The organism is Streptomyces sp. NPDC126499 (genome assembly GCF_040302485.1).
Lineage (GTDB): Bacteria > Actinomycetota > Actinomycetes > Streptomycetales > Streptomycetaceae > Streptomyces.
In genome coordinates this window covers 186,980-199,558 of sequence record NZ_JBEOUO010000015.1, presented here as the reverse complement: position 1 = coordinate 199,558, position 12,579 = coordinate 186,980, and the positions used below count along the sequence as shown (strand labels likewise).

At 72.6% G+C, this 12,579-nt stretch carries 10 protein-coding genes; 5 read left to right on the top strand and 5 right to left on the bottom strand.

Going from position 1 to position 12,579, the window contains the following annotated elements; all coding sequences use genetic code 11:
• Positions 1-276: 276 nt before the first annotated feature.
• Positions 277-675 (top strand): hypothetical protein, encoded by a 399-nt coding sequence (locus ABTZ91_RS23205; RefSeq protein WP_352079110.1) that lies wholly within the window; start codon positions 277-279, stop codon positions 673-675.
• Positions 676-852: 177 nt separating this feature from the next.
• Here the strand turns inward: ABTZ91_RS23205 and ABTZ91_RS23200 are convergent, their stop codons facing one another.
• Positions 853-1,026, bottom strand: coding sequence for a CsbD family protein (locus tag ABTZ91_RS23200; protein ID WP_352079109.1), 174 nt, complete (start codon positions 1,024-1,026; stop codon positions 853-855).
• A gap of 210 nt (positions 1,027-1,236) precedes the next feature.
• On the opposite strand from ABTZ91_RS23200, the gene ABTZ91_RS23195 reads away from it, so the two are divergent.
• Complete coding sequence (locus ABTZ91_RS23195) at positions 1,237-2,049, top strand: RNA polymerase sigma factor SigF (protein ID WP_352079125.1); 813 nt, start codon at positions 1,237-1,239, stop codon at positions 2,047-2,049.
• Positions 2,050-2,157: 108 nt separating this feature from the next.
• On the opposite strand, the gene ABTZ91_RS23190 is transcribed toward ABTZ91_RS23195, so the two are convergent.
• A complete protein-coding gene (locus tag ABTZ91_RS23190; RefSeq protein ID WP_352079124.1) occupies positions 2,158-2,415 on the bottom strand; it encodes a WhiB family transcriptional regulator in 258 nt (85 codons plus the stop codon).
• Between the two features lie 227 nt (positions 2,416-2,642).
• On the opposite strand from ABTZ91_RS23190, the gene ABTZ91_RS23185 reads away from it, so the two are divergent.
• Complete coding sequence (locus ABTZ91_RS23185) at positions 2,643-3,011, top strand: PRC-barrel domain-containing protein (RefSeq protein ID WP_352079108.1); 369 nt, start codon at positions 2,643-2,645, stop codon at positions 3,009-3,011.
• A gap of 107 nt (positions 3,012-3,118) precedes the next feature.
• Here the strand turns inward: ABTZ91_RS23185 and ABTZ91_RS23180 are convergent, their stop codons facing one another.
• The 3 genes from ABTZ91_RS23180 to ABTZ91_RS34170 form a co-directional block, all read right to left on the bottom strand.
• Complete coding sequence (locus tag ABTZ91_RS23180) at positions 3,119-3,721, bottom strand: TIGR03086 family metal-binding protein (protein WP_352079107.1); 603 nt, start codon at positions 3,719-3,721, stop codon at positions 3,119-3,121.
• Positions 3,722-4,139: 418 nt separating this feature from the next.
• Positions 4,140-5,069 (bottom strand): anti-sigma factor RsbA family regulatory protein, encoded by a 930-nt coding sequence (locus ABTZ91_RS23175; protein WP_352079106.1) that lies wholly within the window; start codon positions 5,067-5,069, stop codon positions 4,140-4,142.
• The gene (locus tag ABTZ91_RS34170) at positions 5,066-5,239 is read right to left on the bottom strand and encodes a hypothetical protein (RefSeq protein WP_407078010.1); all 174 of its coding nucleotides are present in this window, start codon (positions 5,237-5,239) and stop codon (positions 5,066-5,068) included. The genes ABTZ91_RS23175 and ABTZ91_RS34170 overlap by 4 nt, the downstream gene beginning before the upstream one ends.
• Positions 5,240-5,725: 486 nt before the next feature.
• Here ABTZ91_RS34170 and ABTZ91_RS23165 point away from each other — a divergent pair, with 486 nt between their 5' ends.
• Together ABTZ91_RS23165 and ABTZ91_RS23160 are read left to right on the top strand one after the other, a co-directional pair.
• Positions 5,726-10,018: a HAMP domain-containing protein gene (locus ABTZ91_RS23165; protein ID WP_352079104.1), complete on the top strand. Its 4,293-nt coding sequence runs from the start codon at positions 5,726-5,728 to the stop codon at positions 10,016-10,018.
• 44 nt (positions 10,019-10,062) lie between these two features.
• Positions 10,063-12,567 carry a SpoIIE family protein phosphatase gene (locus tag ABTZ91_RS23160; RefSeq protein ID WP_352079103.1) on the top strand — a complete coding sequence of 835 codons (2,505 nt, stop codon included), beginning with the start codon at positions 10,063-10,065 and terminating at the stop codon, positions 12,565-12,567.
• Positions 12,568-12,579 lie beyond the last annotated feature (12 nt).

Sequence of the window (12,579 nt, the reverse complement as noted above, 5' to 3'; positions counted from 1 at the left end):
GCCCCGGCCGCCCTCGCCCGGCCCGCTGCCCCCGCCGCCCCGGCCGCACCCGCCGCCCCGGCCGCACCCGCCGCCCCGGCCGCACCTGCCGTCCCCCCCGGCCCTCCCGCGCCGCCCCCCACCGCACCACCGGTCGCCGCGCCACCCCCGCCGGCCACCACCACACCCGCCCCGCCGCCGGCGATACCGCTGTCCCAGGCGCCGCAGTCCGCCGTCCCGTCCGAGGACCCCAGTGCCACGGGCCGGAGCGGCGGGAGCCAGAGCCACGCTCCCGCCGTGACCCCCGCCGCACCGCGCGGACGGGACACGGCGGACCGGCCGGGCGGCGGCCCCGCCCCCGGCGAGGGCCGCGGCCCGGGACACGGACCCGGTGCCGCCGGCGGCGGCCCGGCCGGACCGCTGCTCGGTGACGGCGAACGCGACCGTCTCGGCGAGCGCCTGCACCACGCGCTGACGGCGTTCGTCGACTCGCCCCGCGACTCGGTCGCCGAGGCGGCGGAGGTCCTCGAAGCGACGGAGCGGCAGCTGATCGCCTCCCTCAGGGACCGCCGCGCCGCGCTGCGGGCGGGCTGGCAGGAGAACGGCGATCCGGAGGGCCCAGGGCCCGACACCGAGCAGCTGCGCCTCACCCTGAGGACCTACCGCGAGGTGACGGAACGGCTGCTCCGGGCCTGACTGACCCGGCACGGTTCCGCCGCACCGGACGGCAGAGGCCCCCTCGGACTCCGAGGGGGCCTCTGCCGTCCGGCCCTGCCGGGCCCGGGGAATCCCCTGCCCTCGGGAGGGACACGCCGAGGGGGCGGCCCGCTGTCGCGGAGCCGCCCCCTGCGTTGGCCGGAGAAGGACCGAGCGTCAGTGCTTGAACACGTCCTTCGCCTTCTCCTTGGCCGCGCGCGCGTCGCCCTTGACCTGCTCCTCCCGGCCCTCGGCCTCAAGGCGCTCGTCGCCGGTCAGCCGCCCGGCCGCTTCCTTGATCTTGCCCTTGGCCTGCTCGGTCTTGGCCTTGCTCTTCTGCTCACCGGACACAGTCGATCACTCCTCGTCCGCTCGGCAATCTCACGCAAGGACGCCTGACCGCGAACCGCGACACCAAACCCTCGAAAAATTTCTGACATGAGTCGCGGAAGTGGGGGTAAGCGAAGCTCTCACGGGGCAACCGCTACCGACGGACGAGAGAAGGTCATCACAGTGCCGACCGAGGTGACGACGGAGACGAGGGCTGGTGTCGAGACGGGTATGGAGGACCTGCCCGTACTCGAGTCTCCCCGCAAGGTCGCTCCGAAGGACGCGCGCGAGCTGTCGAAGGTGTTCTTCGACAAGCTGGCGGTGGTGGAGGAGGGGACCCATGAATACCAGTACGTGCGCAACACGCTCATCGAGATGAACATGTCGCTCGTCCGCTACGCGGCCGGCCGGTTCCGCGGCACCCGTGGCGACGAGATGGACGACATCGTCCAGGTCGGCACCATCGGTCTGATCAAGGCCATCGACCGGTTCGACCTCTCCCGGGAGGTGGAGTTCACCAGCTTCGCCGTCCCCTACATCGTGGGTGAGATCAAGCGCTTCTTCCGTGACACCTCCTGGGCGGTCCACGTGCCGCGCCGGTTGCAGGAGGCCCGGGTGGAGCTGGCCAAGGCGACGGAGGAGCTGAGCTCCCGGCTCGGCCGGTCCCCGACGGTGGCGGAGCTGGCGAGCCTGATGAACCTCTCCGAGGACGAGGTGATCGAGGCGCGGATCGCCGCCAACGGATACAACTCCGCGTCGCTCGACGCGGCCATCGGCCCGGACGGCGAGGACGACGCCGCGGCGCTCGCCGAGTTCATCGGGGTCGAGGACCCGGCGCTGGAACTCTTCGAGGACTTCCACACCCTCGCGCCGCTGCTCGTCGAACTCGACGAGCGCAGCCGGAGAATCCTGCACCTGCGGTTCGTCGAGGAGAAGACGCAGTCGGAGATCGGCGACGAGCTCGGCATCTCCCAGATGCACGTCTCCCGGCTGCTCTCCCGCAATCTGGCCCGCCTGCGCAAGGGCATGCTCGACCAGTCGTAGGGAAGGCCGGACGCCTCCCCACCGGCGGAACGGCCTCACCAGACCCTTCTGGTGAGGCCGTTCCGTGCGTCCGTGCGTCCGACAGGTGCGCGTCCGTGCGCGGGGGTCTCATCGCGTGCGGTCCGCGCGGCGGCGCCACTTCCGCTTCAGCGCCTGCCGCTCGTCCTCGCGCAGACCGCCCCACACGCCCGTCACCTGGCGGGAGTCGTCCATGGCCCAGCGCAGGCACTCCTCACGCACCGGGCAGCGCCCGCAGACCTCCTTGGCCTCCTCGGCCTGGATCAGCGCCGGTGCGCCGGTCCCCACCGGGAAGAAGAGGTCGGGGTCGACATCCTGGCAGGCCGCGCGTGCGCGCCAGCTGTCCAGCATCGGTTCCTCCTTGGCATCAGCATCAGTTCGTCCGCCCGCCGCGCGGGCCGCGCGACGGGCCGAGGCCGTACGGCGCCGTTCCTCCGCTCGTAACCCCGGACGCGGATTTCACGCATCCCCCAGGGCGGGGGAATGCGTCGCCGGGGCCGGGGCAGGCGGAGTCCAGGCGGGAGACACCCGCTGCGAAGGGCACGCCGTCCTTGCTACCGGAGGAGTGGTTACGCGTGACTGAGCACGTGTGGAGCTACAAGTCGACCGCGGGTCATCTGGCCGGCACCGAACTGACCGGCTACAAGGTCGAGGCGGTCGACGGCAGCATCGGCAAGGTGGACAAGCACTCCGACGAGGCCGGGGACGCCTATCTGGTGGTGGACACCGGGGTCTGGATCTTCGGCAAGGAGGTCCTGCTGCCGGCGAGCGCCGTGGTGCGGATCGACGTGGACGAGCAGAAGATCTACGTCGACCGGACCAAGGAGCAGATCAAGGACGCCCCCGAGTTCGTCCGTGAGAAGCATCTCCACGACCCGCAGTACCGCCAGGAGCTGGGGTCGTACTACGGAATGGGAGGCCCCTTCGGAGGCCCGGTGGTCTGAAGGGTGCCGCGATCGCGCGAGCGGAGCCCGCGTGAAGGGCGTGAGCGGGCGTGAGGAGGGCCGAACTCGTCGAGTTCGGCCCTCCTCCATGGTGACGGCCGGTCCCGTCATCCCGGCGTCGGCGGTGCCCAGCCCGGGTCGCGGCCGCTCAGCCCGATCGTCCGGTCGAGCAGCGGGGCACCGTCCGGTACGGGCACCACGGGCCCGAAGATGTCGCCCCGGCTCTCGTCGTTCTCGGCCGCCAGGAGGAAGGCGTACGTGGCACGCAGGGCGGTCTCGTCGGGCGTGTAAGGCAGGCCGGTCGCCCGGGCGAGGTCCCAGCCGTGCACCACGAGTTCGTCGACCGCCACCGCCCCGGCGACATCACCGGGCAGGTCCACGCCACCGGCACGGGTCATCCCGGTCCACGCGGCCGGCTCCCGCCACGCCTCGCCCAGTTCGTCGAGCACCCGGGGCAGTTCGTCGCGCCAGGCGGCGGAGAGCGTGGGCGTGCCGGAGTCGGGGGCGGTGTCCGTCGTGGCGCCCAGGTCCTTGCGGGCGGCGTCGCGGAAGGCGACGGCCAGGCCGGCGATGTGGCCCAGCAGATGGCGGACCGTGTACGCGGGGCAGGGCGTCCGGTCGTCGAGTCGCGCGTCGGGGACCTCCGCCGCGAGGCGGGCCACGATCCGGGCCTGGGGCATGAGGTCAAGAGGAGGCGTCGTACCGGTCATCCACCGCTCCTTGGCTGAGATGGGTCGAGGGGTAGACCGGCGGCGGGACCCGTACTCATCGCTCGGCGGGCGGTGGATCCGCCCCGGGGCGTGCACCGCCCCTCCCGAGTCGGCAGCCTGCGGCTCACCCCGGACCGGCAGCCTCGGGCCCCGAACCAGCGGTCTCCGGCCCCTCCCGGACCGGCAGCCTCGGTCCCGCGCCCGGCACCGGCAGCCTCCTGCCCCGAACCAGCGGCCTCCGGCCCCTCCCGGACCGGCAGCCTCGGTCCCGCGCCCGGCACCGGCAGCCTCCTGCCCCGAACCAGCGGCCTCCGGCCCCTCCCGGACGAGCAGCCCGCGGCCCTCGCCCGGCACCGGCACAAGACGCGGCACGCCCCTCCCACCGGGCGATCACGCCGCGCCCGCGCCCCCGCCCGGCCTACAGGCCGAAGTAGAAGCGCACCGTCGTGCCCTCGTCGCCGGTGTGCACGCGCACCAGGTCGGCCACGTAGTGGACCAGCATCAGGCCCCGGCCGCCGATCTGGCCCGGCTCCGGGGGGCGGCGGCCCGCGAGGGGGTCGGTCAGCCGGCCGCCGTCGCGGACCTCGCCCACGAGCCGGCCGGCCTCGCTCCACAGCGCCAGCGTCCCGCGCCCGCCGCCGTGGACCACGCTGTTCGTCGTCAGCTCGGCGACGGCCAGCTCCGCGTCGCTCAGCCGCTGCCCCGCCAGGCCCAGCCGCTGCGCCTGGGCGACGGCGAACCGGCGGGCCGCCGGAAGGTCGTCACCGCCGAAGGGAAGGACGGCGGCCCCGGCCACGGACGCCAGCGGCTCGTTGTACCGGGCGACGACCGCCTCCCAGTCGTAGGAATCGCTGTTCTCCTCGCGGCCGCCGCTGATGAGCGTGGGGTGGGTCATGCGCGCGTCGGCGATCACCTGAGGGTCCAGACGCGCCTCGTCGTACGGGCACAGGATCGTCACCGCGCGGCCCTCGAAGGCCGCGTTGATCAGCGCCTCGTGCTGCGCGCACGCCGGGTACTCCACGGTGCTGCGCCCGGCCCAGATCGGCTCGCCGATGATCCGCACCCGGCCCCGCGGGTGGGCGTCGGCGAAGCCGCGCAGCACCCGGGGGATGATCCGCCCGGGGTTACGGCCCACATCGGTCATGTCGAGGAACAGAACGCCCTCGGCCTCGGCGCCCAGCCCGTCCCTGATCAGCTCCAGGTTCGGACCCGGCACCGCCACGGCCAGCGGTTCACCACTCGCCAGGCCCTCCCGCAGGAAGCCCACCGTCTGCCGTGTGTACTCCTCGTCGCCGCGGTAGAACAGCGCGGGGTGCACGAACCTCTCGTCGGTGCTCACGGTGCTCATCGCCGCACCACCTCGATCCGCGGGAGGTCCGGCCAGAACATCTCCAGGACCCGGGGGAGCTGGGGCGGCGGGTGCTCCACCACCATCCGTCCCTCGGTCAAGCCCATGGCGGTGACGGCCAGCGCCGTCACCCCGGCCACGTCCACGAAGGAGACGTTCGACAGCTCCACATAGGAAACACCCCTGTGCTGCCGCGCCAGCCCGGACAGAGCCTCCTCCCAGGACCGGCGGGTGACCTCGCTGATCTCACCGCTGGCACATATCCCGGAACGACCGGGCAAGGGGCTCACCTCCAACGCGGCCCTCGCTGACGCCGTCACGCCGGGCCCGCCCACCACATGCGGGACATTTACGCTCGGACTCCTCCACGATCCGCCCGCGGCCCGTCGGCGCCTGCGCGCCGGGCCGGCAGGCAACGCCTTCCGCCTGTACACCCTATCCCGAGCCGCCGGTCCCAACCGCTCTCAGGCCCGCCGACACCCGGACCGCCGCCCGTGGGACGTCCTGGGCGGCCGGGGGAGGGTGCCGACGCGCGCGAACGGTGGGATAGCCTCCGGGGCGGTATGCGCCCCGGCATCTGTCGGAATGTCAGGTGATGGACGGGGGAGGATCGGGTGTGTCGGGACTGGCCCGGCGATCTACGGAGGCGACGTTCGATGGCTGGCTCTACAGCGCCCGGAACCGCGGGGACGGGCAAGGACACGGAGTCCCCGGCCGCTCAGGTCGGCGAGTCGGAGCTGCGGTTGCTGCTGGCGGGCCTGACGGCGGTGCGGGACGGTGACTTCGGCACCCGACTGCCCGCCGACGCGGACGGCCTGCTGGGCGAGATCGCCATGGTCTTCAACGGCATGGTCGACCAGCTGTCGCTGTTCACCTCGGAGGTCACGCGGGTGGCCCGCGAGGTCGGCACCGAGGGCCGGCTCGGCGGGCAGGCCCAGGTGCCGGGCGTCTCCGGCACGTGGGCGGACCTGACGGACTCCGTCAACGCGATGGCGGGCAATCTGACCACCCAGGTGCGTGACATCGCACAGGTCGCGACCGCGGTGGCGAAGGGCGACCTGTCGCAGAAGATCACGGTCGACGCCCGGGGCGAGATCCTGGAGCTGAAGAACACCGTCAACACGATGGTGGACCAGCTCGGCTCGTTCGCCGGCGAGGTGACGCGCGTGGCGCGCGAGGTCGGCACGGAGGGGATCCTCGGCGGTCAGGCCGATGTCAAGGGTGTCTCCGGCACCTGGCGCGACCTGACCGACTCGGTGAACTTCATGGCCGGGAACCTGACCAGCCAGGTCCGGGCGATCGCCCAGGTGGCCACCGCCGTGGCGGACGGCGACCTGTCGCAGAAGATCACGGTCGACGCCCGGGGCGAGATCCTGGAGCTGAAGGAGACCATCAACACGATGGTGGACCAGCTCGGGGCGTTCGCCGGTGAGGTGACGCGCGTGGCGCGCGAGGTCGGCACGGAGGGGATCCTCGGCGGTCAGGCCGACGTCAAGGGCGTCTCCGGCACCTGGCGCGACCTGACGGAGTCGGTCAACGTGATGGCCGACAACCTCACCGCGCAGGTCCGGGCGATCGCCGAGGTCACCACGGCGGTGGCCCAGGGCGACCTGACCCAGAAGATCCGGGTGGACGCCCGGGGCGAGATCCTGGAGCTGAAGACCACCATCAACACGATGGTCGACCAGCTCTCCGCCTTCGCCGACGAGGTGACGCGGGTGGCCCGGGAGGTCGGCACCGCCGGCAACCTCGGCGGCCAGGCCACCGTACGAGGGGTCTCCGGCACCTGGAAGGACCTGACCGACAACGTCAACGTGATGGCGTTCAACCTGACCGGCCAGGTCCGTTCGATCGCCCAGGTCGCCACCGCCGTCGCCCGCGGTGACCTGTCCCAGAAGATCACGGTCGAGGCGGAGGGCGAGGTCGCCGCGCTCGCCGGCGTGATCAACACCATGGTGGACACCCTGTCGGCGTTCGCGGACGAGGTGACGCGGGTGGCCCGGGAGGTCGGCACCGAGGGCATCCTCGGCGGCCAGGCCCGTGTGCCGAACGTGGCCGGGACCTGGAAGGACCTGACCGACAACGTCAACTTCATGGCCCACAACCTGACGAGTCAGGTGCGCAACATCGCCCAGGTGACCACGGCGGTGGCCCGCGGCGACCTGACGCGCAGGATCGACGTCGACGCGCGCGGCGAGATCCTGGAACTGAAGACCACCATCAACACGATGGTGGACCAGCTGAGCTCCTTCGCCGCCGAGGTGACCCGCGTCGCCCGCGAGGTCGGCAGCGAGGGCCGTCTCGGCGGCCAGGCGGAGGTCGCGGGCGTCTCCGGCACGTGGAAGCGCCTGACGGAGAACGTCAACGAGCTGGCCGGCAACCTGACCCGGCAGGTCCGGGCGATCGCGGAGGTCACCAGCGCCGTGGCGGCCGGTGACCTCACCCGGTCGATCACCGTGGACGCCTCCGGCGAGGTCGCCGACCTCAAGGACAACATCAACTTCATGGTGGAGTCCCTGCGGCAGACCACACGCGCCAACCAGGAACAGGACTGGCTGAAGACCAACCTCGCCCGCATCACGGCCCTGATGCAGGGCCGGCGCGACCTCACGGTGGTGGCCGAGTCCATCATGGACGAGCTGACACCGCTGGTCTCCGCCCAGTGCGGCGCCTTCTACCTCGCCGAGGACACGCCGGACGGCACCGTGCTCAAGCTCGTCGCCTCCTACGCCTTCCCGGACGGCGCCCGGCCGTCCCGCTTCCGGCTCGGCGAGTCCTTCGTCGGCCAGGCCGCGCGCAGCAGGCGCCCCATCGCCGTCGACGACCTGCCGGCCGGCTATCTGCCGGTGTCCGGCGGCCTCGGCCGGACCGAGGCACTGTCGCTGATCGTCCTGCCCATCGTGGTCGAGGAGCAGGTCCTCGGTGTCATCGAGCTGGCGTCGGTGCACCGGTTCACCCAGATCCACCGGGACTTCCTGGACCAGCTGATGGAGGCGATCGGGGTGAACGTGAACACGATCGTCGCCAACGCCCGCACCGACGAGCTGCTCGACGAATCCCAGCGACTGGCCGGCGAACTCCAGGCCCGCTCCGAGGAACTGCAGGTCCAGAAGCAGGAACTGCAGCGCTCCAACGCCGAGCTGGAGGAGAAGGCGGCGCTGCTGGCCGCCCAGAACCGCGACATCGAGACCAAGAACCTGGAGATCGAACAGGCCCGCCAGGAACTGGAGGAGCGCGCCCACCAGCTGTCGCTCGCCTCGAAGTACAAGTCCGAGTTCCTGGCCAACATGAGCCACGAACTGCGGACCCCGCTCAACAGTCTGCTCATCCTCGCGCAGCTGCTCGCCCAGAACCCGTCACGGAACCTGACCGCGAAGCAGGTCGAGTACGCCGGCATCATCCACTCGGCCGGCTCCGACCTGCTGCAGCTGATCAACGACATCCTCGACCTGTCGAAGGTCGAGGCGGGGAAGATGGACGTCAACCCCGAGGTCGTCCCCGTCGCCGGGCTCCTCGACTACGTCGAGGCCACCTTCCGGCCGCTGACCGGCCAGAAGAACCTCTCGTTCACCGTCCGGACCTCGCCGGACGTGCCGGACGAGATCCTCACCGACGACTACCGGCTGCGGCAGATCCTGCGCAACCTGCTGTCCAACGCGGTCAAGTTCACCGAACAGGGCGGCGTCGAGCTGCACATCGAGCCCGCCGACGAGTCCCGGATCCCCGACATCGTCCGCCGGGACGGCCTGGTCCTGGCGTTCCGGGTGAGCGACACCGGGATCGGCATCGCGCCCCAGCACCTGGAGACCGTCTTCGGCGCCTTCCAGCAGGCCGACGGCACCACCAACCGCAAGTACGGCGGCACCGGGCTCGGCCTGTCCATCAGCCGCGAGATCGCCTACCTCCTGGGCGGCGCGATCACCGCGGAGAGCACCCTGGGCAAGGGCAGCAGCTTCACCCTCTACCTCCCGGCCGCCCGTACGGACTTCGCCGACGCCGAGCCCGTACGACCCCTGGAATCGCGTGAGCGGGCCGCCATCGCGAGGACCGGACGGACCGGCGAGGACCCGGCGGGCACCACGCCGCCCGCGCAGCAGCGGCGCCTCCTCGTGGTCGAGGCCCGGCCCAACGGTCTGCTGTCCCTCGTGGCGGAGAGCGCCCTCGGCGACCTGCCCCGTCAGGCCGAGGCACCCGGCCGGCGCGGGGTCGAGGTCATCACCGCGGTCGGCGCGCAGGAGGCGGCGGCCACGCTGGCCACCCACCCCTGCCACTGCGTCGTCCTCGAACTGGACGCCGACGGCGCCGCCCTCGCCCTCCTGGAAGGGATGGAACGCGACCCGGCCCTGCAGACGGTGCCCGTCCTGGTCCACAGCAGCCGCGGCGTCGCGTCCGAGGACGAACGCCTGCTGAAGCGGCAGGACGGCGCACGGCTCCTGGAACTGATCACCAGCCTCGACGAGCTGCGCGAGCGCATCGCCCTGCACATGAGCGCCGACCGGCCCGGAGACGTCGTACCGCTGGTGCGCGGCACGGACAGCGCGAGCGCCGTGTGGGAGTCGGACGTGGACACGTCCCTCGCGGGCCGGACCGCCCTCGTGGTCGACGACGACGACCGCAACCTGTACGCGATCACCGGCATCCTCGAACTGCACGGGATGCGCGTCATGCAGGCGGAGAACGGGCGGGCGGCACTCGACACGCTCCAGGCGCACCCGGAGACCGACGTGATCCTGATGGACGTGATGATGCCGGAGATGGACGGCTACACGGCCACCGCCGCGATCCGGGCGATGCCCGAACACGCCCGGCTGCCCATCATCGCCGTCACCGCCAAGGCGATGGTCGGCGACCGGGAGAAGAGCCTGGCCTCGGGGGCCACCGACTACATCACCAAGCCGGTCGATTCCGGGGAGCTGATCAGCCGCATCAAGCACCATCTGGCGCTCTAGCAGGCGCACCGGCGACCATCCCACGGATCCGAGGAGCTCCTGACGTGCACCAGACTTCCGAACCGCCCGGCACGCACGACCGCGTGCAGGCCGTCCCCGCCGCCGACGGGCTCAGGGTCGGACACCAGCGCGGCGCGGTCGTGCGTCCGGCGTCCGCCTCCGGCCACGACGCGGAGCCCGCGACCGGCCACGGCGCGGACGCCTCCGCCGTCGGCCGGCTGGCGACCACCGTCGAGCGGCTGCGGCAGGAGCTGCAGCGGGCCCACGCCGATGCCGCCGGCCGCGCCCTGGTGGAGATGGCCGTGGGCATGCTGATCGAGCGGCTGCGCTGCGGTCCCGCCGAGGCCGCCGTCCAGCTGTCCGATCTGGCCGCCCAGGCCGACGTCTCCGTCCTCGAACTCGCGGCCGATCTCGTCAACCAGGCGGCCGCGGACCGGATCTCCGCCATCGCCCGCGAGTTCGTCCAGTCCTCGGCGGAGCCCGCGGCCGACTCCGCCGCCCTGCGGCTGCGCTGCGCCGAAGCGCACGCGCTCGCGGGCGGGGACACCGCGGCGGCGGCCCGCTCGATGCTCGAACAGGCGCTCCGCCCCCTCGGCGCGGTCGCCGTCGCCATCTGGGCGGCCCACCCCGACCAGTCGCTGTCCCTCGCCGGCAGCGCCGGTTTCAGCGCCCAGGAGGCCACCCGCTGGCGGCACGTGCCGCCCGGCGTGCCCACGCCCGCCCGCCGTGCGCTCGACGAGCGGGCGGCGGTCGGCTACGCCACGCTGGCCGAGGCCGCCCTGCCGTCGATCGGGCAGCACGACGTACGCGGCGGACGCCTCGCCGTCCCGGCCGGCATCGGCGGCCGTCTCACCGGCGCCCTGGAGATCTGCTGGCCGGACGAGCTGCCCGTACTGTCCCAGTCGCTGGAGCGGCAGTTCGAGGCACTCGCGGAGCTCGCGGCGGCGACCCTGGAGACCTGGGCCGACCACGACCCCGCCGAACCGGCCGAACCGGACGCGCGCCTGGAGGACCTCCGCCGGCTCGTCGACGGCCTCTCCGACCCCTGCCTCGTCCTCCAGGTGGCGCCGGACAGCGCCGAGCTGCCGCTGGAGTTCACCATCCGGTACGTCAACCCGGCCTTCGTCGACTTCGCCGGCCGCCCCGCCGGCGCCATCCTGGGCGCCCGGCTCCTCGAGGCGTACCCGCTCGCGGCCGAGACCGGCGGCCTCATGGAGAAGGTCGAGCACGTCTTCGTCACCGGCGAACCGTTCCGCGCCGCCGACATGAAGCTCACCGCCATGGTCGAGGGAGTTCCGCTCAGCGCCCGGGCCAGGGTCAGCATCAGCCGGCACGGCGACAGCCTGGTGGTCGTCTGGCGCCTGGACGACGGCACGCCCCGCGTGGCGCGGCTGCTCCAGCACGCGCAGCGGCTCGGACGGATCGGCGGCTTCGAGGAGAACCTGCGGACCGGAGAGATCGCCTGGAACGAGACGGTCTACGAGCTGCACGGCCTGTCGCCCACCGCCCAGCCGATCCCGCTGGACCAGCTCGCCGAGCACGCCCACCCCGACGACCAGCACAGCATCGGCCGGTTCCTGCGCACCCTGCTGCACCACGAGCGCCCCGCGTCGACCGCGTTCCGGCTGCAGCGCCCCGACGGCGTCGCCCGCCACATCCGTATCGTCGCCGAACCGGTGCGCGACCCCGACGAGGGCCTGCGGATCGTCCGCGGGGCGTATCAGGACATCTCCGCCCAGCACTGGACGGAAGTGGCCCTCGCCGCGACCCGGGACCAGCTGGTCCAGACCGAACAGCAGGCAGCCGAAGGCAACCGCCTCGTCCTGCAGTTGCAGCACGCCATCATGCCGCCGACCCGCGGCACCATGAACCTCCACGACCTGCGGGTGGCCGTCCGCTACCGGCCGGCCGAGAAGGAACACCTCGTGGGCGGCGACTGGTACGACACCCTGATCCTGCCCTCGGGCGAGGTCCTGCTCTGCGTCGGGGACGTCGCCGGCCACGGCATCGACGCGGCCACCGGCATGGTCGCGCTGCGCAACGCCCTGCGCGGCCTCGCCGCCACCGGCGCGGGCCCCGCCCAGCTGCTGACCTGGCTCAACAGCATCACGCACCGGCTGACCGAGAACCTCACCGCGACCGCCGCCTGCGGACTGTACGACCCGGCGACCCGCCGCCTGCGCTGGGCACGCGCCGGCCATCTGCCGCCCGTACTCCTGCGCGAGGGGCACGCGACCGCCCTTCCCCAGCTCGGCGGTATCCTCCTCGGCGTGCTGGAACAGGCGGAGTACGACGAGGACGAGGTCCACCTCCAGCCCGGCGACGTCCTCGTGATGTACACCGACGGCCTCATCGAACGCCGCGACCAGGGCCTGCAGACCTCCCTGGCGAACCTGGTCGCCCTGACCGAGAGGGCCGACAGCGAGTCCGCGGAGCGCCCCAACCCCCTTGAGGCGCGCCTGGACCACCTGCTGCGCTACAGCGGCTCGGACACGGACGACGACACCTGCCTCGTCGGTGTCTCGGTTCAGGGCCCGGAGCGCGGGTAGACCCCTTTCCGT